Raw genomic sequence first — 22,796 nt, 5'->3', positions numbered from 1 at the left:
TAACTTTCTTTGAATAAGACTAATAGATTTTTATCTATAGAAAAATTCAGAACTTCGTATGAGTGGTTCGGTCTCATTGGCAAGTATTCAGTGATACTAGATTTATAGATTGAATTTCTATTAGAGGAGAATCACCCTTGAAGCAGGCAACACTGCACCAGTTGAAGGTGTTCGAGGCAGCGGCAAGGCACAGTAGCTTTACTCGTGCGGCTGAGGAATTATTTCTGACTCAACCTACCGTGTCTATGCAAATTAAACAACTTACAAAATCGGTAGGGTTGCCCTTATTTGAGCAGGTGGGAAAACGTCTATTCTTGACACAAGCAGGGAGGGAATTATTTACCACTTGTCGGCAGATTTTTGAAACCATGGCCAAGTTTGAAATGACTGTGGCGGATTTAAAAGGTCTCAAACAAGGGCAATTACGCTTGGCAGTGATTACAACGGCTAAGTATTTTATTCCCCGTTTATTAGGTCCATTTTGTCAACTTTATCCCGGAATTGAGATTTCCTTACAAGTAACGAACCATGAACGCATTTTAGAACGGATGCTTAATAACATGGATGACTTGTATATCTTAAGTCAAGTCCCGGAAAATCTTGATGTTAACTATGAGCCATTCTTGGACAATCCCTTAGTAGTATTTGCACCTGTTAATCATCCCTTGGCAAAAGAGAAAAATATCCCCATCAAAAGGTTAACAAATGAACCGTTTATTATGCGGGAACCAGGTTCAGGAACTCGCCGAGCCGTGCAGAAACTGTTTGATCAACATGGTGTGAAGGTAAAAGTCAAACTGGAATTGGGCAGCAACGAGGCGATTAAACAAGCCATTGCGGGGGGGTTAGGAATTTCTGTGTTATCTCGCCATACCTTAATGCCAGACTCTTCTGAGTTCGCTATTTTGGATATAGAACATTTCCCTATCAAGCGAACTTGGTTCATAGGCTATCCATCTGGTAAGCAATTATCGATTGTTGCTCGTACTTATTATGAGTATTTACTAGAAGCTACCAAAAAGTTTGTCGAGGAAACTGGTTATTGTACTAATAGTCCAGCTGATGAAGTTTAAATTTCCTGTATCTATTCATACTATTGATTGGGGCTACAAGTCGCGAACATACAAATCACAAGGGTAGGATGTTCCCAACAGGGAAGGCTACCTGCGTGGGTTTAAAAGCCTGAATTCTCGCAGTTGTCAGCCCAGGGAGACTACCCTAGGGGGAGTGTCAAAATTTTATAAGTTTTGCTTGCGTATTTGCCTACAGTTATAAAAACCAAATATGAGCCAGAATAATAGCAAACATGAGGTTAGTAGCAGAATTGGTATGGGGCCAAACCTAGCAATTAAAGGGGGTGCTGCGGCAGTAAATAAACCACCACCAACAATGGGTTCAAATAGTAATTGTTTGTAAGCAAAACTTTCAAAAGCGCCAGATTGGTTATCTGGGTCTACCATTCGCAATAGTAATAATCCGGTGGAAGTGACACCCATAGATTGTCCCATGTCCCCAATACCACGTTCAAACCAATAAACAGGTAGTAGATGGGGTGCTAAAAATATAAAAGCACAAACATTCCAAGCAATACCGGTTATTGATAACAATAGGAAGGGAATAAGATTATCTCCGAGTACAGATAGGGAGATACTGGCCAGTGCTGTGACAACTGTAATATCTAAGGCCAGTCCGCCAATATTTTCCATGAGGGGGCGACTAATTAAGTAGGTGCGCCTGATACGGACAAGAATATACTGGACAATAATTCCGCCAATTAGAGCGATGGGGAATAATGGCACATAGGACATTAATAATAGTCCACCTCTGCCCCAGGTAATTGATTCAATCGTGCGCAATCCCTCTAAAATTAACCAACCGATCGCGATCGCTAATCCCACAAACCCGAAATTGAGTGATAATGGATCAATGAGTAGGTCTCGCACTAAATTCTCACGGGCAATTGTGATACTGGCTTCTTCTTCTGGTGGATGAGTTTGGGCATTTTCCGGCTTAATTGAGACTTCCCGATCAACTTGAATACGTCCTGTTTTCCGTCCCCAATTGATCAAAATTGTCCCGACAATTACCCCAGAAACCAATCCTACCGTTGCCAAAGCTAAAGATAAATCAGCACCAGCAGTAAAACTCAATTCTGTAAAAGTTTCCGCCATCCCCGCTGATGTTCCGTGTCCCCCTTCAAAGGCGACTTCAATTAAACAGCCGACTATAGGAGGTAAACCAAATATTGGTGTTAATACGGTTATTGCAAGTAAGATTCCTACTACATATTGACCCCAGGCAAGGGTCTGACCAAAGGCGACCTGTGGGGAGGCTTTACGCCAAAATTCCTGCAAACTAGGGACATACTGACCGAGAAACAGAGTAGCAAAAACAATGTTAATAAAAACACTGGGTGATTGTGACCATACTGCCTGGATATTTGGGGAAAATAGACCTTGAGCCAGGGGAGATTCGGGATTTATTCCCTGGAAAATGGCACCCAAAGCACTTTTACCCAGGAGTAAAGCAATAATACCAGCAATTACTGAGCTAGGTAAATATAGCGATCGCAATATGGTTAAATGCTGTCTCACCAATCGCCCCATTAAGATTAATATAGCGATGAAAATATAAGCCCAGAATACATCTATGAGTTTGAACATGGCAGTTTGTAGCAATTACCTTAAGCAGCTTGGGATAATTACATTATCAAGTATCTTTTGATTCTCTATTACTCTTGGGATTTTGGCAATACTTACAGGGGATTTCAATAAAGTGATTTACAGCAGATCATATTCAACGATGTGAGTCCACACAAAGCGCTATATTGATCTGAGGTAACTATATCGTTCAAGGTCGTAACTAAGCTTTCGTCAATAGAAAGCACCACAGTTGATTAAGCAGCACAATTAAGGAAAAAGCACAAGTTAATTTTTATTTATGCAGATATTTCAGGCTGCTAGTTGTTGCTGGGGGTCAAATAAAAACTAAACAATATCACCGCAACTCAAGGATCAAGAAATAATCGAGGCTGCGGAATTAAACTACTACCCCTGCACTGATGAATTAGAGTGGAATCACAGGAAATAATGGTTAAGAAACATCTGGCTGAATTAGTACAAGAAGAAGGAGAGAAATTGACCCCAATGGAAAATCAATCTGTAATTGAAGTGAAAGCCGAGAAAGTCACAGAAGAGACTGGTGTCAAAACAGAGGAATTACCCCAGACGAAACCTGAGCTAACTCCTATGACTATTCCTAGTAAAAATGATTTGGAAATTGCTGTCCAAAAGTTAAAACAAACTCTGGAAGAATATCAAAATAAAGAAAAAATTCTCCAACAGCAAATTGTAGATTTACAATCGGCTTTGTATGAAAAGCAAGTATTAACAGAAAAGCTGACAAAGGAACTACACGAGGCTAAACAAACCGCGCTACAGCTTGCAGAAGCTAATTCTCAACTTATTGCAGAAAGCAATTCTACAGTCCAAGTCAAACATAAAAATTCTCCCACCCCAGCAAAACAAGAAAAGTCCGCAATTCAAGTAAAAGAGAAATATAACCCAGCTAACTACATAAAATCACGTCGGATTCCTGAACATCTAATAGAACGTAAAAAACCAGATGACAATTTTGCCGAGAATACTTGGTTATATGACTAGGTTGGTAATTAGTAATTCGTAATTGGTGATGTTAGCCTGTAGTAGGCTATGGAAAATGGACGAATATTTTTGCAGTTTTCCAGTTAATTACAAAACTCTAAAATGTGCTGGGCGGTGATTTGTGGCTGTTCTAGGTGTGGGACATGACCGGAGTCTTTGACCCAAATTAGTTTGCTATTGGGAATTGCTTGATTGAATTTTTTGGCATCGGCAGTACCCAAAATTTGATCGGCATCACCCCATAAAATTAAAGTTGGTGTCACAATGTCTAAAAGTTGCTGCAATTTAAAAGCACTGTAACCTCCGCTTTTGGTGAAAGCTATTAAGGCTTGACTCCAATTAGGCATTTCTAGGTGTAATGCGGCACATATTTGAGCATCAAGTGACGCGAGTTGCTGATTTTTGTAGGCAGCGCGGGAAATACGATCGCGTATATTAGGATTACGCAAAAAATTAGCTGCTAAAGAGTCCAAGGGGGGAAACATCAATTTGCTCAAGGGTGACCCCCCTTTTAAACCAGCGCTGTCTAATAAAACCAGTTTGTGAACTAATTCTGGGTAGGTCAAGGTAAAATCAATAGCGGCTGCACCCCCCATAGAAGCACCGACTAAAATCACAGGTTGGTTAATTAAGGTTTTCCAGAAATAATACAGATGAGTTTTGATGGCCAGGGGACTAAATTGTACATCGGGAATTCTGTCTGTGAACCCAAAGCCTAATAAATCCACTGCCCAGGTTTCATTATCCCTTGCCAGCAGTGGTAAAAGGCGACGGAATTCTAACAAAGAACTGTCGAAGCCGTGAATTAATAAAATAGGCGTGCTATCACTACCTTGTTGAACATAGGTTGTGGTAATTGGTTGATTAGTGAGAGGAGTAGCGATCGATTGACTGGTAATACTTTTAGCCAAAGCGATGGATGTGGGTTCAGTTAGTCGCTCAACTGTGGGAGGCAAGAAATTAGGGAACATAATTTTTTAGTTTACAGTAGGGTGAAGAGAAAATTTTCGCAAATGTCAAAGTTGGTACGAAACCCTCGTACAATTAATATCACTTGATTTTTTAGACTCAGGAGCTAATGCCATGCCCTTGGCGGTTGGCGTCATTGAAACCTTGGGCTTTCCTGCTGTATTAGCAGCAGCAGATGCCATGGTTAAATCTGCCGCAGTTACAATTGTGTATTATGGTCAAGCTGAAAGCGCTCGCTTGTTAGTCGCTGTTCGGGGACAGGTTGCGGAAGTTAGAAGGGCTGTAGAAGCAGGAATACTAGCCGGAGAACAAGCTTATGGTGGTCAAGTAATTACCCATTATATTGTTCCCAACCCCCCGGAAAATGTGGAGACCATTTTACCCATCCACTTCACCCAAAAATCTGAACCATTCCGGATGTAATAGGTAAATTCTTCAGGACATACATTTGTCGCCCCACATACTTTAATTCATACAGGAGATTACTAATGTCACTACAGGCCGTTGGCGCACTCGAAACGAAAGGTTTTCCTGCTGTACTAGCAGCAGCTGATGCGATGGTGAAAGCTGGTCGCGTCACCCTTGTTGGTTATATCAGAGTAGGTAGCGCTCGTTTTACAGTCAACATTCGCGGAGATGTTTCCGAGGTCAAAACTGCTATGGCTGCTGGTGTGGAAGCTGCGGAAAACGTTTATGGTGGTACTCTTGAATCCTGGGTGATTATTCCCCGTCCTCATGAAAACGTGGAAGCTGTTCTACCAATCGCCTATACGGATCAGGTTCAACAGTATCGGGATTCTGTGGAGAACCCCATTGTGCGCTCATCTATTTAAGATGTTTTGTTAAGATGTTTTGAACCCCTTTGTCTTGTTTCTAGGGGAGATTCACCAAAATTTAACTAAATCTTTAATAAACACATTTTAACTAAAAGTTAAAATGTGTTTATTTTTAGCCTGTGTTGGGATATGTAACCACCCAAAACTAGAATTTTCCTCCATTGTGCATAAAGTTAGTCAATCCAGACCTAATCACAACAGAACATCTCAGATGTCTTGATGTCAAAGTATCTAGGGAAATCGATCAGCTCTATTCCTTGACTAAAAAGCACCCCTTCTAGGGTAGCGAGTTTATGAGCACATCCCTTGCACTTATATTCATGGTCGGTGCTTACTTACGTAAATTCTCGTGATCAAATCGGGGGGGTTATAATGCCAACTTTAATACATTTTCTTGAGGAGCACCAGGTAAAGGCGGGGAAAAAACTAGCTGATTATTGGGGTGAACGTGTGGCTGTGGAGTGTCCAGAACAAAGTATAGCTAACAGACAAAGTATTATTCTTTGGCTTTTGGGAAGTGACCTCAAATTATGGGAGCAGTTGAATCCTCAACAACTCAATAGTGCTCAACAGGGGATTGAATATCGCTGGAGAATTTTACATCAACACTACTTGGGCTACGGGACAGAAGTGGCCTATCATCACCTACTGATTCGTTTATCAGGTTTGGTCACATTACGCAATAAGATTCAGACTTGGGTTTCTTTGAGTGGCGATCGCCAGCGTACTGTGATCGATGTATTACAAGAAGTCTTACAAGACTTACTGCAAAATGATCGATATATGCATCAGCAAATCGCTGATATTGCTGAATTTACCATCAATAAACGGCTGGCGGATACTCTCTTATTTGCTAGTATAGAAGAGTATTGTATGCGCCCAATACGTAATCAACCCTTACTCCTATACAGATTTGTCAACTACCAGCGGCGAATTCAGCGCGGTGGTTTAACCCAGGTGCCAAATACTGAATTTGTGAAAATGGTTTCGGTACAAAACCTTTCAGATAACAGTGATAATTTTTTGACACTGGCAGATCATCGAGCGATCGCCGAATATCAAAAAACACAAGAACTAGAAGAACAACAGGTACTCCGGCGGCAGGTAAAAAAAGAATTTGCACAGTACCTACAACAGACCCTAGGAGAAGAGGCGGTAGAGTGGCTGAATTTATATCTGCAAGGACTATCTCAGGATGACATCGCCAAAAAGCTCAATCAGCCCCCCAAGGAAATTTATCGACTACGAGAAAAAATTAGCTACCATGCTGTGCGCATTTTTGCTCTCAAAGTTAATCCAGAACTGGTTGATAACTGGTTGGCAATATCCCCCCAAGAAAATAATTTGGGACTAAGTGAAAACCAATGGCAGCGACTACATGAAATTTTAACTCCTGTGAAGCAACAGATCCTAGGCCTGCGTAAGGCAGGGAACTCTATAGAAGCAACAGCCAAACAGTTAAACCTCCACCAGCATCAAGTCATAGCCGAGTGGAGAAAACTTTATCTTGCAGCCCAATCTTTAAGAAATCAGAATATGAGCTGTCCCGGAGTATAGGGCAAAGATGGGGAATTGTGCGAATCTGTCTAAATGTGGGAAACTACCTATTGAGTAACATCCATGGACTCCTGACCATGGGGAGTGTCAATCAGTCTTAAGTCCAGAGTTATTAACTATTGACTATTGAGCATGAACTCTTGACTATTAACTATTAAGTGAGGATTTATAACTCTTTTTACATATGATTAAAGCAACAGCAGCTCATATCGAGATTGGGATCCAGGAAAAACTGCCGACAATTCATTACCTTGTGGCAATGTCTCAACCAGAAACTCACCTGTTTGAGGTCACATTGCAGGTAAATAACCATTCATCGCAAATTCTTGACTTGAAAATGCCAGTATGGACACCAGGCTCATACTTGGTGCGAGAATACGCGAAAAATCTCCAAGATTTTACCGCTTTTACCGGGGATAAGCCGTTAAATTGGCGAAAAATTAGTAAAAACCACTGGCAGGTGAATACAAGTGGTGTTTCACACTTAAGTGTGCGTTACCGAATCTTTGCTAATGAGCTATCGGTACGGACGAATCATTTAGATAGCACTCACGCCTATTTCAATGGTGCCGCACTCTTTTTGAGACTCCCTGGTTGGGAAAGTCTACCAATTCAGATTACTATTGTACCACCACAGCCAGACTGGCGGGTAACTACTTCTTTAGCAGCAGTGGGAGGGCAAAGCCATACTTTCTGCGCTACAGATTTTGATACCCTTGTGGATAGCCCCTTTGAAATTGGTACCCACCAATCATATTACTTTGAGGTTTTGGACAAGCCCCATGAACTGGCTATCTGGGGAGAAGGCAATTTACCATCAGAACGGGTAATTGCTGATATTAAACAAATTATCCAGGTAGAAGCTCAGATGTTTGGGGGTTTACCCTATGACAGATATATTTTTCTCTTGCATTTATTCGCCCAAGCTTATGGAGGATTGGAGCATAAAAACTGTTGTTCATTAATTTACCAGCGTTTCGGGTTTCGCAATCAGGAGAATTACGAGCGGTTTGTGCAACTAGTGGCACATGAATTTTTTCACCTGTGGAATGTCAAGCGGATTCGCCCCAAAGGGTTAGAAGTGTTTGATTATGAGCAGGAGAACTATACAACTTGTTTATGGTTCTGTGAAGGAACTACAAGTTACTACGACTTACTAATCCCTTTGCGAGCTGGCATTTATAATGCTAAGTCTTATTTAAATCATTTGAGTAAGGAAATTACTAGATTTCTCACAACCCCAGGGCGCAAGGTGCAAACACTAGCGGAGTCCAGTTTTGATGCTTGGATTAAACTTTATCGTCCAGATGCTAATAGCAGCAATTCCCAAATCTCCTACTATCTCAAGGGGGAAATGGTTTCTTTGTTGCTAGACTTGTTAATTAGAGCGCGACATAACAATAAGCGATCGCTTGATGATGTGATGTTCCAAATGTGGCGGAAATTTGGAGAACCGGAAATTGGCTACACCCCGGAAGAGTTACAGGAGGTAATTGAATCGGTAGCGGATATGGACTTGTCCAATTTCTTTGAATCCTACATTAATAGCACTGATGAGTTACCTTTTAATCATTACCTCCAACCTTTCGGTTTACATCTGGTAGCGGAACGGGAAGAAGCACCTTATTTAGGTATCAAGGTGAAAACCGAACATGGCCGGGAAGTAATTAAATCTGTAGAAGTGGGTTCACCAGCACAACTAGCGGGAATTGATCCGGGTGATGAGTTGTTGGCCATTGGGGGTGTGCGGTTAACTGCTAGTCAACTTAATGAGCGCCTGCAAGAGTACCAACCACAGGATAGTATTGAATTAACAGTTTTCCACCAAGATGAATTACGTACCCATTCTGTTATCCTGGGTACACCACGCCCTGGTAAATTTGAGATTTTGCCAGTAGCTAATCCCGATAGCTTACAAAAAGAGAATGGTGCAGGATGGTTAGGAGTACCGATAGTTAATCTTGGTTGATAGGAGTTTGGGAGGCTATTTTTGCCTTTCAACCCTGATTCTCTAGTTGTTGCAGCTACAAACAACACATCTTTGTAGTTCTTGAGTTACGCAAATATAAATTATACAATTTACACTTAGGAGGATAGCGATCGCCTTCTAGGTGTATGAGCACTATACTAAATAATTTTTCTTAGTCTACCCATGGGGGTTTTGCTCAAATTATACCAGTTGATGCTACCAATAATCAGGCTTTTTCATCGGTGCTTTACAGATTGATGGCTAGTGGCTACCCTAGGGTAATCGATAAATTGCCATTATTATTGATTACCGGTAATTCATGTTTGAGCTTATGCGTATCTTTTCAACCCGAAAACTCTGCTTTACATTAGGTTTTGGTGCTTTCCTAGTCATAAGTACAGCTACTAGTACTTTATTCAATCACTCAAACAGTGAACCGGGGATTTCAGAACATGATAATAAAAATTATTTTTTAACTAAATCACAGATTTCCCTAGCTCAAATTTGGCAAAATCCTGTTATTATTCCCCAAATATCTGATTTAAACATTATCTCCCCAAATATCTCTACATCTACAATATCTCAAGGGGGAATACGTGTAAGTTATCCTGTGGTTGACGAGTGGCAAAGGTTCAAGTTTAGTATTCAAGGTAGCCAGGTTTTCAGTCCTGCTAAACTACCCACATCTAATATCAATTTTCAACAACGAGATTTATTAACCGTTCTAGTTAACACCAGAAATTATTTTGAAGACAATGCAGACAAAGACCCAAATATTTTTCGCCGGGGTCTGCTTGCTACTCAGGGAGTGAGTATACAGGATATTGTCAGAACTTTAGATTTTATGATTGCTGTATTAAGGGAGGATATCGCCAACAATCGCATTACCAGGTTAAAAAATCCTGATTTTATTAATGATAATTTTCGGGTGATTAAATGGACTCCCTATAATCCTAGTGACCAGGGACAGAAGCAAGTAAGAATTACCAAGTATGCTGTTTTTGAGCATAGTGGTTCACGTACTAAAACCTCTACTTATAATGTGGCAATTTATAGTTTAAAAGATGACCAAATTGCTGATAAATTCTACACTAGATATACAAAACAGGATGTTTTATCAGGTATTTATGAGCCGGGTGGTAAAGAATATGGTAGAGTTCAACCCCTGGCTTATTTGACCCGGAATGGGTTAGAAGAAGCTTTAATGCAAGGAACAATCCTGATTAATTTTACCGATGGTACTCAAGGATTTTTCAATGTGGATAGAAATAATGGTATTTCCTATGTCCGGGGATTAAGAGCCACAGCACAACAGCGTTACTGGTACTTTAGAGAAGTAGATGGTATTAAAGGTTACGGACATAATATAAATGCGAAAATTTCTATCAAGCCAGGAGTAACTTTTGCTGGGGATGTTCTGAATATAGGCTTAGGTAGAATAGTCGTAATTGAAGATACTAGAGGCGGTCGGCAACATTTACAAATGGGCGTGATTTCTGATACTGGCGGAGCATTTTTACCTAATCTTTATCAACTAGACTTTTTAGCGGGAACCTTTAAGAATCGCCAACAGTTCACCCAGCATATTAGACAACTACCTGAGTATGCCACAGCATACTTTTTAGTGAAAAAGTGATAGCTGTTACTTGCAGGGTGAGGGTTTGAGGTTATTGGATTGCGGTAGTTGCGCACTAAGTAGACAGGTTCCGCCGGAAAGTCTCTACTAGGCTACAGCTAGGTAAATACAGCATATTTCATCTGAGTAGGTACAAGGGCGGGCATTTTGCCATAGGTGTCAAGTTAAGAAAAATGGCTTGGTGTCAAGAGGGTAAAACTCATGCTTAAACTGAATATAAGGGTGTAGAGAAGAAGCATGAGTAAACCCAGGAAAAAGGCAGGAAATCCAGACTTTCGACATTATTCAAATGGGATTGCATCATACAAACCCCTGTCGCCATCCCATACGTCAAGTATCTGTATTATGGGGCAAGACTTGGTATCACTACTTAACGAATGTTCTAGACCCACAACAACTTTCGGCACAGGAAGTTTGTGATTTATATCGCCGACGCTGGCGCATTGAAGACGCATTTTTATTGACCAAGAGGTTGTTAGGTTTGTCTTATTTGTGGGTAGGTGGGACTAATGGTGTCCAGATGCAAATCTATGCTACCTGGATTTTTTCCGCCGTTCTCAATGACTTGTCTGCGGATGTAGCGATCGCTTTACAGCAACCTTTAGATCGTATCTCTGTGGAAATGGTATTCCGCAGTTTGTATTTTTTTAACCGCGCACTTTTACTTAACCCGGAGTTACAACTTATTCCTTGGCTTGTGGAACATTATCGTTCTATGGGTCTGCTCAAAGCCGTTCGTCAACGACACCGACGAACGGCTGCTAGGTCACTTGACATCTGGGTTGATGCCTTAACTTGACACCTATGGTATCTGGCCCGCTATTCTTATTTTCTGCTAGGTAGTCACTTTGTGGGCTTGTATTTACACAGTGGGAGATATCAACCAGTGGGAGATATCAACCACTGTTGAAGCGCCCGGGTGAGAAAACGGTCGCTAATTTTACTCACCTGCTGGTAATTTGGGCTTGACGAGTCCCGTCTTCCCCATAGGTTAATAACACCCTCATATAACTATCCGGCTTGTAGGACATTCGTTCTGGCCATTCAATGGCCACGATTCCCGGTATCACCTCCACACCTTCCCAATAAGTTTCTAGGTTCAAAGCCACAACCTCTGAGGGTTCTAGGCGATATAAATCTAAATGGTATAGAGGGATACGCCCTTGGGTATACTCATTAATCAGGGTAAAAGTAGGACTAACAATTGATTCAGTAATGCCTAAACCTTGACCAATTCCCTGCACTAGGGTAGTTTTACCACTACCTAAATCACCTTCTAATAAAATTACAGTCCCAGGAGTGAGGTTTTGACCAAGTGTGATGCCTAAGCTGAGAGTTGCCTGTGCATCTGTAAGTACAATATTCCCAGACGGGTCAAAATGGGATATTTTTTCTGGTTCCATTTTGAATTCACTTGCCATGATGATTTCCACTGTACCACCGTAATAACACTCGTGCTAGTTTCTGGGGATTGTGACGCACGTAACCAGTCTCATCTTCATGTAAGACATTAGCCAGAACAATTCGCCGCCCTAATAGGGTGACATTTTCTCTATCCAAGAATACTGGATGGGAATTTTGTTGAGCATAACGGATGAGTGATGCTGGAGAGGGAGATTTTTTGTGTACTAAAACTGCATCAAACAGTTGTCTGTTTCCGCAGGCTGTATCAATAGCTTGAATATGGTCACCAACGGTATATCCCTGGGTTTCTCCCGGTTGAGTCATGATATTGCAAATGTAGATGCGAGGGGCTGCAGATTTGGCGATCGCATCAGCGATTTCTGGTATAAGTAAATTAGGAATGATACTAGTATACAAACTGCCAGGGCCTATAATAATATAGTCAGCATCCTTAATGGCCTTAATCGCTGCGGGTAAAGCTGGCGGATGTGGGGGAATACACCCAATTTTGACAATTTTACCTCCAGCTTCAGGAATACTAGATTCTCCCTCAACGCGACGGCCATCCTCTAATTCTGCCCAGAGAGTAACATTACTCAGGGTAGCTGGTAGCACTTGTCCTTGTACTGCTAGGACTTGAGAACTAGCTGCTACCGCCTGTTCTAAATCCCCAGTAATATCGCTCATAGCAGTTAAAAATAAATTGCCAAAACTATGGCCTGTCAACCCATCCCCAGCCTTAAAACGATATTGAAATAATTCTGTTAATAACTTTTCTTCATTTGCCAGTGCGGCCAAACAATTACGAATATCTCCGGGAGGTAAAACACCAAATTCCTGACGTAACCGCCCCGAAGACCCACCATCATCAGCTACAGTTACAATAGCGGTAATATTGGCGCTGTAGGTTTTCAATCCCCGTAACAAAGTGGAAAGTCCCGTACCACCACCAATTACGACAATTTTTGGACCCCGGTATAATCGGCGATGTGCCATCAGAACGTCAATTAATTCTTCTTCGCTATCTGGTCGTAGCACCTGAGTAATTGAGCCTACAGTCCGAGTCTGACCCCAAACTAGCAAAAGTAAACCAGCCAGTAACACCAACGGTCCACTAATATAATGGGGTAAAATCTCAGCAATTACTGCCAAAAAACTCCTCAGCAACTCTATAGCCCAAAAAATTGGGGTTAGCTTCACCGATATTGCTAACCCCAAAATTGCCAGAAGTACACCGCCCAGACTGATGAGTAACCAACGTTTTATGGCTAGTCCAGGGGATAACCACTTGAACCACTGGTTGAGACGGTAGGAGTTGAGGCCGCGAGACTGCTTTTGCAGGGCTTTAAGAAGCCGATTGAGAAAACCAATTGACATACCTGATTCAGACCAGTGCTACAAAATAAATGATTAACAGGAAATTTACCCTACTTGGTCTTAACATCAAATGTGAAATTTAAACTTGATTCAGGATTTTAGATTAGCAGCAAGTGGTCAAACTTGCCAGTGTGACTTTTGGAATTGAATTTCATGGAAAAACGTATTTTAGGATTAGATCCGGGATTAGCAATTTTGGGCTTCGGGCTAATTAGTTGCACCCAGAATACCGCTAAAATCACCGATAAATCGGTAAAAATCGTAGATTTCGGAGTCATCCAGACCTCTGCTAACATGGAGATGGGACAGCGCCTGTGTACGTTATTTGACGATTTACACACCGTGATTCAGGAATTACAGCCGGATTTAGTGGCGGTAGAAAAATTATTTTTCTATCGGATGTCGAGTACAATTCTTGTGGCACAGGCTAGAGGTGTGCTTTTGTTAGCTTTAGCACAGCATCAGCTGACCTATGTGGAATTTACTCCCGCCCAAATTAAACAAGCCCTAACAGGTTATGGTAATGCCGATAAGTCTGAAGTGCAAGATGCCGTGGCGCGGGAGTTAGATTTAGATGAGATCCCCCGACCAGATGATGCTGCTGATGCTTTGGCTGTGGCTTTAACGGCTTGGTTTCAATCTTGACAGTCCCCAACCTGAAGATGTAGTGATTCTACATTCATCTATTTAATTTTTTTATATTTTTATGTAGATTTTTGTGTTAATTTACTTAACTTACCCCATCAGCAAATTCAGTTAATATTAAGGATGTTTGACCATTGACTTGCTAATTGTCACTGCTAAAAGTACTAGTGTTATTTTTATTTTATTAAATAGCGTTTAGCTTCCCTCGCTCCCATGTTGACCCATCACCGCAAAACTGTATGTTTATCAATTATTTCCACAGATCTACCACTCAGGTCTGTGATTGAGACTGCGGGTACACTGTATCAAAAAGATACTGATAAATTCCATTTAGTATTGACAGTACCGCCCCTAATTACCTGTGAAGTGGCCAGTTCTTTAGGTTCACAAGACATCTATCACGGAAATCACAAGCAAGCTCAAACTCCCAGAAGTCCGCGAGTTTTGTGGCTGGAAATTTCCCCCTACCGGGTAATTATGACTATGCAAGGTAATGAGCAAGTTAGTTACCGCCATTTTTGGGAACAAGGGGTTTATGGAGTGAGCCGTTATTGGTTACCTACAGAGTCTTTGCAGCCTCAAACTCCCATGCGTTTACGAAATTTTACGAAAATCCTCTCACTGAAGGGAAATCATTTACCTGAGTATTTGCGGCTGGAATATGAATTATGGGCTGAAAAAGTCCAATTGGGAACTTACATCTTAAATCTAGAAATTGAGCATTGAACCGGGGAAAAATTGGCTTCATCCCCCATTCCAGTTACCCAAAATAGATGGGTTCATTTCCAGGTTTCCATTTAATATTGCAGCCAATACTAGGCTTTTGTTCTATTGTAACGGGTTGACCGGCCAACACCGCAGCGATCGCACTGCGTAAATCCGCACCTGTCACCGGTTGGTTATTACTAGGACGGCTATGATCTAGTTGTCCCCGATAAGCGAGTTGACGTTGGGCGTTAAATAGGAAGAAATCTGGTGTACAAGCTGCTGTATAAGCTTTTGCAGTCTCCTGGGTCTGGTCGTAACACAAAGGAAACTTAAAATCAAGTTCTATAGCCATTGCTTTCAAAGACTCTGGCCCATCATCTGGGTATTTTTGCGCATCATTAGCACTGATGGCAAGGATACCTAAATCACTGTTGAAATAGTCTTTTCCTAGCTGGGCTAATTCGGTTTTAATATGTTTGACAAATGGGCAATGCTGACAAATAAACATGATTAATAATGCTTTTTGATCAGCAAATGTATTTAGGGAAATTGTTTTTCCAGATACCACTTCTGGTAGATGAAAATCTGGTGCTTGTGTGCCTAATGGCAACATTGTGGAAGCAGTTAAAACCATAGTTCACCCTGATAATGTCATTTGACAACGGCTCTTGCTGGTGCGTTACTGTCAAAATACCATGGAACTCTCCAAAAAATTAAAGACGTTCACTATAAACGTCTTAATCATATTTTAAATATTAAATTGTCAAGATTAGTTTTTACAGGCTCGCCAATAGGCCGAAGATACCATGTCCTGTGAATACTTCTAATGCTATGAGGGAGACAAAACCAATCATTGCTAAACGACCGTTGAGTAATTCGGCGTAGGGAGTAAACCCGGTGCGATCGCCTTGCTCATCTACATAAACCTTTGGCTCAATGGCAAAGTTGTTCATCAGACCTTGTTCGTCAACAATGCTTGTGTTGCTACGCATGTGGTTTTTCCTGTTTTTTCTATCTTATGTAAATAATTGTAACAGGTAAATTAATTTTTGTAAAGTATCTAGATCAAGTTTTAGTTGGCTTCCCTAGTGGATGAAAGAGCTATGATAATGAATCGGGTTGACAGAAATTTCACGAACAGGCTGCAATTTATCAATGGATCGATTTCGAGTAGAGGTTATTGCCAAAACACCAAATCCTCAGCAGGTGATTTACGCTGCGATGCACCAAGATTATAGTGATGGCTTGGTGTATGATCAGCGTGACTCCTGGCCTACAGAGTCAAAATGTGGCGAAATTATTCTCAAGCGACTGTTAGCGGGGGAGAGGGGACATTATGGACCCCTGGAGCATCCCCAAATTGTTTTCAACTGTGGTTATTTTCCCCATAGTGTGATGCAGCAGGCTCGTACTCATAGAATTTCTGTATCCTTTGATGTCCAGTCTTTTAGATATACTGGTAAGCAATTTATTGATGTAGTCGAGGGTAGGAAAGATATTGAAGATGTTTTTTACCTGCGTCCAGTTGGTTATTACTCCGATAGAAATGGTAAAAAATATTACTATTCTCCCGAACAACGCACAGCGGATTTAGCATGGTGTCTGGAAGCTGCGAAGCGTTATAAAGCTGATTTTGAAGGGGGAATGTCTGAGGAACACGCTAGAGGTAAGGTACCTTTTGATTATCGCCAGCATTTTGTGGTCAGTTTCAATTTACGCTCCTTCATGCACTTTTGTGATATGAGATATAAAAAGGATGCTCAATTGGAAATTCAAAAGTTGTGTGAACTGATGTGGCCTCATTTTGTAGAATGGACACCGGCGATCGCACAATGGTATGAAAAGCAGCGTCAAGGTAAGGCTCGATTAGCACCTTGAATTTTGTCAAGGTATAGTTTAATCCACGCTATCGCCAAGTTTTTTGATCTGAGTTACACTTTTCTAAAAGTGCTGCGGGGAAGTTTTGCAGTGCTTCCCCAACCATGATATTTTTATCAGCTTTGAGCTTTTCCCCGGTAATGCGATCTTGCCACATCAAGGACGCAACTGGTGGTAATTGAATATAGGTATTATCCCAGACTGATAGGCCCAGGGGATATTCACCTGGTTGAATTACACTGGTAAGAAAGCGGGGTGCAATGGTAATGATTTGATCATCACCATGGGTTCTGGCAAAAGCAATGATATGGTCTGAAAATTTTCCCCCAGTTTCTAAGGGAATATAACTACCCTCTTGAAAAACTCTGATGTTTTCTCTTCTGGCTTTTAAGGCTTGGGTAATGAGAAATAATTTTATCCTACCATCTTCTTTAGTTGCTAACAATTTATCTATCAAGTTTAAAATATCCGTCTGGATTTCTTGTTGAATGAATTTGAGATGATCCTGGCGAATCGCAAAATCAACTTGACGACGATTATCCGGGTCTACCATACTCAAATCCCAAAGTTCAGTTCCTTGGTAAAAGTCTGGAACTCCCGGGGAGGTGATTTTTATTAATGTCTGGGATAAAGAGTTAAAAATACCATAGTAGGCGACCTTTTGCTGAAAGGGTAGAAATTTCTGCCAAAATTTATTTTCTGGTGACAATTTTAACACTTCTGCCACAAATTTAGTTAAAGCGTTTTCATAGGTTTGATTCGGTCGCAGCCATGCTGTGTAAAGTTTAGCTTCTCTAGCAGCTTTGAGTACATAGTCTTGAATACGTTGATTAAAGTTGCTATACTCACGTTCAAAAAATGGCAATGCCCCTATGAGCATCTGATACAATTGATATTCGTCATTAGTATCTGGTATGGATAAAGTTTTATTTATACTGGTTTTGTGAACACGGTTGATTTCACAAAATCCATAAACTTGTTTTTGCCATTCTCCGGGTATTTCTGATAAAACATTTAATCTGGCGCGAACATCTTCACCTCTTTTAGTATCATGGGTAGAGGTAGTATTCATGGAATTTAGCCAACGAGTTTGGCGCTGTTGGTTAAAGTCATGGAAATCGGTAATAGTGAAACCAAATTTAGCAGGGTTTCCACCAACTTCGTTTAAGGAAATAAACCGGTTATAAACATATAATGCAGTGTCTTCAACGCCTTTAGCCATTAACGGACCGGTATACTGTTGTAGTCGCATGACGAAATACAGCCATTGCTCTTGGTCTTCAGGTGTGAGAGAATTTTCATATTCCAGTAACAGGACTTTTTCAATGAAAGTTAATTCATGGTGTAATAGAGGTAGATTTGATTTAGCTTGTTGAATTACTGCTGTGATATATTGGCGGTCTGCAGCTAAAATATGACTTTGATGGGTATAAGTTCGATAAATGGGAAATAAAGTGAGGATTTGGGCGATCGCTCGTTTTAAACCATTAATGGTAAAATCATTACCGTAACGATATTTACTGGCTATTTTCTTAAAAATATAAGTTAAATTATCAACATCTCCAGCTAAATTTGTTTCTAAAATTAAGTGTTTTTTATCAACAGTCAATTGCTCATAGGGGGTTGTAAAACCTGTTACATTGCAATAAGTTTTGGTCAAAGCTTGTGCGCTTACATGTTGACAAAAAATACCATTCAGATAATTTAAGAAATCATAACCCGTAGTCCCCTGAATTGACCAGTTGTGAGGTAAATCTTCTCCTGCTTGCAAAATCTTTTCGACGATGATGTATGTATCCCCTACTTTTGATTGCAGTCTCTGTAAATACTCAGTTGGGTTATAAAGACCATCAATATGGTCAACTCGTAAACCAGTGATTTGATTTTCTTTCACCAAGTTAGTAATTAAACTGTGGGTGTGTTCAAATACCTGAAAATCTTCACTTTTAACAGAAATTAACTCGTTAATAGTGAAAAACCTCCTGTAATTAATCTCTTCTGCGCCCACCTTCCAAAAAGCGAGGCGGAAAAATTGTTCAGAGAGTAAACTATCTAAAAGATTAAAGCTTTCTGGGTTACCGGGTTGACCATTAAAAAAATTGATATTTTTATCAATAAATCCTTGAAAATCTCTATTATCTGTATAAAGTTCCCATAATAATCCTTTGACAAAATCAATTTGGTCTTGTCTTTCCTTTGGTGTGACATCAGCAGGTATATGTTTGACTATATAAAGAATGCCTAGTAGTCTGACAAATATGGGGTTATTTCTCCCTAAAACTTGAGATAATTTAGCTATATTTTGATCAAGAAATGTAGCGTAAGATTCCAGTTTCAGGGGGAAGCTTAAATCATAATAATTAATACTCAAGCCATTTTGATCATATTTAACGTGAATTTCCCCATTTTCCAAAGAATCACCATAAAAGTTACCAAGTAAAGGTGCTAAAAGTTGTTGTTGATTCTCACCAAATCCATTAACTATGGGAGAATTCCACGAAATATCAAAATAGTTTGCATAAACCGAATTACTACCATTTTCTAGAACATTCATCAGATATTGATTTTGGCTATCATAAGCCATATGGTTAGGAACAATATCTTGTAACCATCCCATATTATGCTGTTTTAGTTCTGCAACTAAAGCCGCAAAATCTGCTGGTGTTCCTAACTCTGGGTTTAATTGATTAGGGTCAACTATATCATAGCCGTGATTACTACCCCTTCTGGCTTTAAATATTGGTGATGCGTATAGGTCAGAAATACCTAAATCATCCAGGTACTTGATAATTTTTTGAGCGGAATTAAAATTAAATGCAGAATTGAATTGAATGCGATAAGTTGCTGTAGGTATGCGCATAGGAAAGCTAACTCCTTTTGAGGTGACCCAAGAATTAACTCTTTACTGTTTGTGTCAGGGTGTTGATTTTTGATAAACTACAAAACTTTGCTGAGGTAGGGTTAGTTCCTGCTGTAATTTAACTTGATCCGGTAACTGTGAACCCCTACCTAACCACTTGGTTGCAGCAGAGTCTAAAACTTTAACCCAATTATTACTTGTAAAATTTTGGGTAAAACTAACTTGATAATTATGAAAATTCATGGCGCAAAATATCTGGTTATTTTCACTAGATTTACACCATAAAATTAGCTTTTTATCTTCATGAAATGCTATTTCTAAATTTTCTCTAGCGCTTTGTAATAAAGAGATATTTTCGCGGCGTATCTCAATCAGCTTTTGGTAAAATGATAATAAAATTTGATGCTGACCTGCTTGGCGTTTTTCCCAATTCAGCTTACAGAGATTAAAGGTATTATTTGACTCTGGGGGTGGAGGTTCTCCTTGAGCATAAAAACCCGAAAACTCCTGTTTACGTCCTTGTTTAACTGCTTGAATTAAATGGGGGTCTGAGTGACTAATAAAGTATATAAATGGAGATTGTTCGCCATATTCTTCCCCCATAAATAACAGAGGAATATAGGGAGAAAGTAAAACTATACCAGCAGCTAATTTTAAGGAGTCAAAATCTACCAGTTGCGATAATCTTTCACCTAAAACTCTGTTACCTATCTGGTCATGATTTTGGCTATAAACTATAAATTGAGATGGAGGTCGATCGCTGGGGTTATTTCCGTGATAACGTTGGCGATAATGGGAATATTGCCAGTCATAAACAAAACTATCTTGGTAGGCTTTTACTAGATGTTCACACAGACCAAAATCCTCATAGTATCCTGTGCGATCGCCTGTCAACAAACTATATAATGAATGATGGAAATCATCACTCCATTGAGCATCAATACCATAACCACCCAACTCAGGTGGGCGAATAATACGCGGATCATTTAAATCACTTTCAGCAATTAAATAAAGTTTCCGTCCCTGTTGCGCAGAAAGCACAGCTACATTTTCAGCCAGTTCAGCTAAAAAGTGTTTTGCACCCAAATCATAAATAGCGTGAATAGCATCTAAGCGTAAAGCGTCAATATGAAATTCAGTTAACCAATATATGGCATTTTGAAGAAAAAATTGCCGCACATTATAACTATATGCATGATCAAAATTAATCGCACTACCCCAAGGAGTGCGATAAGTTTCTGTGAGATAAGGTGCGAAGCGACTTGTATAATTACCCTCTGGGCCAAAGTGGTTATAAACCACATCTAAAATTACAGCTATTCCCTGCTGATGACAAGCATCAACTAATTGTTTTAACTGATCAGGGGAACCATAGGAATTATGTACGGCAAAGGGATAAACACCATCATAACCCCAATTGCGTTCTCCGGGAAATTGGGCTACAGGCATAAGTTCAATAGCATTTATTCCCAACTCTCGTAAATCTGGGAGTCGGGGAATAATCGCCCTAAAGGTTCCCTCCGGGGTGAAAGTACCAACATGCAACTCATAGATAATCATGGTTTCCAATGGAACACCAGACCAACTGTGATCACTCCAACCAAAACTATGATTTATAACTTGGGAAGGTCCATGTACATCTAAAGGCTGAAAATGTGATGCTGGGTCAGGTCGAGATTCACTATTATTTAATAGATATAAATATTGTGTTCCTGGAGTGATATCTCTCCCAGTAAATTGCCAATATTCCCCTAACTGCTGCATAGGGAGTAAACGCCCCTGGGGGGAGATAATTTCCAGTGAGACTGTTGCTAAATTTGGTCCCCAAACGGTAAATTTACAAACACCATCACCTAAATAATCAGTGCCAATTTTCATAACACCGCCAGAGAATGATTGTGATTTTACTTTACCTCAGCAATGATGCTTTTTATTCCATCACTGGGGGTAAGCATGATGTAATCAGGGAGATATTAAGAGGTAGATTTTAGTAAATTGTTTAAGTATGGTAGATGACCAAGCAATCTTAAATTAATCATGTTTGGATCTGATCTTGTGATTTAAATTCATAGTTGTGAGAGTCAATATTGGTGAACAATGTCATTCTCCTAGGCTGAGGATAATCATAATTAGAAATATCTATCTTAAGGTTGTGATAAAAATGTCAATATTTTCTATAGGATTGGTACGAGTATTTTTAAAATCAAGCTATGCAGTAGCTATAAAGACGAAATGAAGTAATTAAAGGCAATAACGCTAAATCATACATCCTCTGGTGGAGAAAGGAATATGCCGCGACCGATTAGAAATTCAGTCATTGTAATTACAGGTGCATCAACCGGTATTGGACGGGCGACAGCTCTAGAATTTGCCAAAAAACGGGGAACATTACTGTTAGCAGCAAGGAATCAAACAGCATTGGAAGAAGTAGCCCAAGAATGTCAACACTTGGGTGGAACGGCTCTAGCCATACCCACTGATGTTAGTAATGAGTCGGAAGTTCAGGAATTAACCCAGCGGGCGATCGCATCTTTTGGGAGAATTGATGTATGGGTAAATAATGCCGCTGTTAGTTTATTCGCCCGATTTGAAGAAGCACCCCCGGAAGTATTTCGCCAGGTAATTGAAACCAATCTATTTGGTTATATTTACGCTGCGCGGGCTGTGTTACCGTACTTCCGAGAACAAGGTAGCGGTAACCTGATCAATGTTTCCTCAGTAGTGGGGGTAACGGGTCAGCCATACACCAGCCCTTACACCATCAGTAAATATGCGATTCGTGGTCTTTCCGACTCTCTGCGGATGGAATTGTATTTAGATAATGCCAAAGACATTCATGTTTGTACAGTACTACCAGGTTCTATAGATACACCAATTTTTCAACACGCAGCCAATTACACCGGTCGCCAAACTAAGGCCATGACCCCGGTATACCCAGCTAAACAGGTAGCTGATGCCATTGTCGAGTTAGTGAATAAACCACAGCGAGAAATTGTCGTTGGTCAAGCTGTATACTTGCACATTTTGCAGAAAACCTTAGCCCCAGACCTATATGAACCGATGATGGCAAAGCAAGTTGATCAGGATCACTTTCAGGATCACAAACCAGCCCATATTACTGATGGTAACGTATTCCAGCCCATGGGAGATTATACAGGTATCAGTGGCAATTGGCGAGGTACGGGCGGCATCACATCCCAAGATGTCTGGGATATGGCCAGGGAGACAGCACAGAAAATTGGTTTACCGCTGCCCTAAAACAGTACATGAGTTGACGGGTAATACCGTCAGCGCT

At 40.4% G+C, this 22,796-nt stretch carries 19 protein-coding genes and 1 pseudogene; 12 read left to right on the top strand and 8 right to left on the bottom strand.

Annotated features, from left to right (window positions below):
- Nucleotides 1-137: 137 nt before the first annotated feature.
- On the top strand, nucleotides 138-1,073 hold the full coding sequence (locus tag IM676_RS15990) for a LysR family transcriptional regulator (protein WP_200987799.1): 936 nt from the start codon (nucleotides 138-140) through the stop codon (nucleotides 1,071-1,073).
- A gap of 165 nt (nucleotides 1,074-1,238) precedes the next feature.
- On the opposite strand, the gene IM676_RS15985 is transcribed toward IM676_RS15990, so the two are convergent.
- Nucleotides 1,239-2,663 (bottom strand): sodium/glutamate symporter, encoded by a 1,425-nt coding sequence (locus tag IM676_RS15985; RefSeq protein ID WP_200987798.1) that lies wholly within the window; start codon nucleotides 2,661-2,663, stop codon nucleotides 1,239-1,241.
- 426 nt (nucleotides 2,664-3,089) lie between these two features.
- Between IM676_RS15985 and IM676_RS15980 the strand changes: the two genes are divergently transcribed.
- Nucleotides 3,090-3,662: a hypothetical protein gene (locus IM676_RS15980; RefSeq protein WP_200987797.1), complete on the top strand. Its 573-nt coding sequence runs from the start codon at nucleotides 3,090-3,092 to the stop codon at nucleotides 3,660-3,662.
- Nucleotides 3,663-3,745: 83 nt separating this feature from the next.
- Here IM676_RS15980 and IM676_RS15975 read toward each other — a convergent pair whose 3' ends face one another.
- The gene (locus IM676_RS15975) at nucleotides 3,746-4,633 is read right to left on the bottom strand and encodes an alpha/beta fold hydrolase (RefSeq protein WP_200987796.1); all 888 of its coding nucleotides are present in this window, start codon (nucleotides 4,631-4,633) and stop codon (nucleotides 3,746-3,748) included.
- Between the two features lie 112 nt (nucleotides 4,634-4,745).
- Here IM676_RS15975 and IM676_RS15970 point away from each other — a divergent pair, with 112 nt between their 5' ends.
- The 6 genes and pseudogenes from IM676_RS15970 to IM676_RS15945 form a co-directional block, all read left to right on the top strand.
- The gene (locus IM676_RS15970) at nucleotides 4,746-5,054 is read left to right on the top strand and encodes a carbon dioxide-concentrating mechanism protein CcmK (protein ID WP_200987795.1); all 309 of its coding nucleotides are present in this window, start codon (nucleotides 4,746-4,748) and stop codon (nucleotides 5,052-5,054) included.
- 65 nt (nucleotides 5,055-5,119) lie between these two features.
- Complete coding sequence (locus IM676_RS15965) at nucleotides 5,120-5,464, top strand: carbon dioxide-concentrating mechanism protein CcmK (RefSeq protein WP_200987794.1); 345 nt, start codon at nucleotides 5,120-5,122, stop codon at nucleotides 5,462-5,464.
- A gap of 375 nt (nucleotides 5,465-5,839) precedes the next feature.
- Nucleotides 5,840-7,024 (top strand): HetZ-related protein 2, encoded by a 1,185-nt coding sequence (locus IM676_RS15960; RefSeq protein ID WP_200987793.1) that lies wholly within the window; start codon nucleotides 5,840-5,842, stop codon nucleotides 7,022-7,024.
- A gap of 184 nt (nucleotides 7,025-7,208) precedes the next feature.
- Nucleotides 7,209-8,993: a M61 family metallopeptidase gene (locus tag IM676_RS15955; protein WP_200987792.1), complete on the top strand. Its 1,785-nt coding sequence runs from the start codon at nucleotides 7,209-7,211 to the stop codon at nucleotides 8,991-8,993.
- A 331-nt stretch (nucleotides 8,994-9,324) separates the two neighbouring features.
- A complete protein-coding gene (locus IM676_RS15950) occupies nucleotides 9,325-10,629 on the top strand; it encodes a hypothetical protein (protein ID WP_200987791.1) in 1,305 nt (434 codons plus the stop codon).
- 277 nt (nucleotides 10,630-10,906) lie between these two features.
- Nucleotides 10,907-11,428, top strand: a pseudogene (locus tag IM676_RS15945) (IS4 family transposase); the annotation flags it as partial.
- A 145-nt stretch (nucleotides 11,429-11,573) separates the two neighbouring features.
- On the opposite strand, the gene tsaE reads toward IM676_RS15945, so the two are convergent.
- Nucleotides 11,574-12,032 carry a tRNA (adenosine(37)-N6)-threonylcarbamoyltransferase complex ATPase subunit type 1 TsaE gene (tsaE, locus tag IM676_RS15940; protein ID WP_200990241.1) on the bottom strand — a complete coding sequence of 153 codons (459 nt, stop codon included), beginning with the start codon at nucleotides 12,030-12,032 and terminating at the stop codon, nucleotides 11,574-11,576.
- Nucleotides 12,033-12,039: 7 nt separating this feature from the next.
- Nucleotides 12,040-13,410 carry a gluconeogenesis factor YvcK family protein gene (locus IM676_RS15935; protein ID WP_200987790.1) on the bottom strand — a complete coding sequence of 457 codons (1,371 nt, stop codon included), beginning with the start codon at nucleotides 13,408-13,410 and terminating at the stop codon, nucleotides 12,040-12,042.
- Nucleotides 13,411-13,563: 153 nt separating this feature from the next.
- Here IM676_RS15935 and ruvC point away from each other — a divergent pair, with 153 nt between their 5' ends.
- Entirely contained in the window at nucleotides 13,564-14,055 is a 492-nt protein-coding gene (gene ruvC, locus IM676_RS15930; RefSeq protein ID WP_200987789.1) for a crossover junction endodeoxyribonuclease RuvC, read from the top strand.
- 213 nt (nucleotides 14,056-14,268) lie between these two features.
- Nucleotides 14,269-14,781, top strand: coding sequence for a hypothetical protein (locus tag IM676_RS15925; RefSeq protein ID WP_200987788.1), 513 nt, complete (start codon nucleotides 14,269-14,271; stop codon nucleotides 14,779-14,781).
- Between the two features lie 34 nt (nucleotides 14,782-14,815).
- Here the strand turns inward: IM676_RS15925 and IM676_RS15920 are convergent, their stop codons facing one another.
- Together IM676_RS15920 and IM676_RS15915 are read right to left on the bottom strand one after the other, a co-directional pair.
- Nucleotides 14,816-15,397, bottom strand: coding sequence for a thioredoxin family protein (locus IM676_RS15920; RefSeq protein ID WP_200987787.1), 582 nt, complete (start codon nucleotides 15,395-15,397; stop codon nucleotides 14,816-14,818).
- Between the two features lie 142 nt (nucleotides 15,398-15,539).
- On the bottom strand, nucleotides 15,540-15,755 hold the full coding sequence (locus IM676_RS15915; RefSeq protein WP_200987786.1) for a chlorophyll a/b-binding protein: 216 nt from the start codon (nucleotides 15,753-15,755) through the stop codon (nucleotides 15,540-15,542).
- Between the two features lie 163 nt (nucleotides 15,756-15,918).
- Here IM676_RS15915 and thyX point away from each other — a divergent pair, with 163 nt between their 5' ends.
- Nucleotides 15,919-16,641 (top strand): FAD-dependent thymidylate synthase, encoded by a 723-nt coding sequence (gene thyX / locus IM676_RS15910; protein WP_200987785.1) that lies wholly within the window; start codon nucleotides 15,919-15,921, stop codon nucleotides 16,639-16,641.
- Between the two features lie 28 nt (nucleotides 16,642-16,669).
- Here the strand turns inward: thyX and treY are convergent, their stop codons facing one another.
- Nucleotides 16,670-19,501 carry a malto-oligosyltrehalose synthase gene (gene treY, locus IM676_RS15905; RefSeq protein ID WP_200987784.1) on the bottom strand — a complete coding sequence of 944 codons (2,832 nt, stop codon included), beginning with the start codon at nucleotides 19,499-19,501 and terminating at the stop codon, nucleotides 16,670-16,672.
- A 54-nt stretch (nucleotides 19,502-19,555) separates the two neighbouring features.
- Nucleotides 19,556-21,379 carry a malto-oligosyltrehalose trehalohydrolase gene (gene treZ / locus IM676_RS15900; protein ID WP_200987783.1) on the bottom strand — a complete coding sequence of 608 codons (1,824 nt, stop codon included), beginning with the start codon at nucleotides 21,377-21,379 and terminating at the stop codon, nucleotides 19,556-19,558.
- A 411-nt stretch (nucleotides 21,380-21,790) separates the two neighbouring features.
- On the opposite strand from treZ, the gene IM676_RS15895 reads away from it, so the two are divergent.
- On the top strand, nucleotides 21,791-22,759 hold the full coding sequence (locus IM676_RS15895) for an SDR family oxidoreductase (RefSeq protein ID WP_200987782.1): 969 nt from the start codon (nucleotides 21,791-21,793) through the stop codon (nucleotides 22,757-22,759).
- Nucleotides 22,760-22,796 lie beyond the last annotated feature (37 nt).

This window comes from Anabaenopsis elenkinii CCIBt3563, assembly GCF_015245355.1.
Taxonomy (GTDB): Bacteria; Cyanobacteriota; Cyanobacteriia; order Cyanobacteriales; family Nostocaceae; genus Anabaenopsis; species Anabaenopsis elenkinii.
This window is presented reverse-complemented; position numbering and strand designations above follow the sequence as displayed.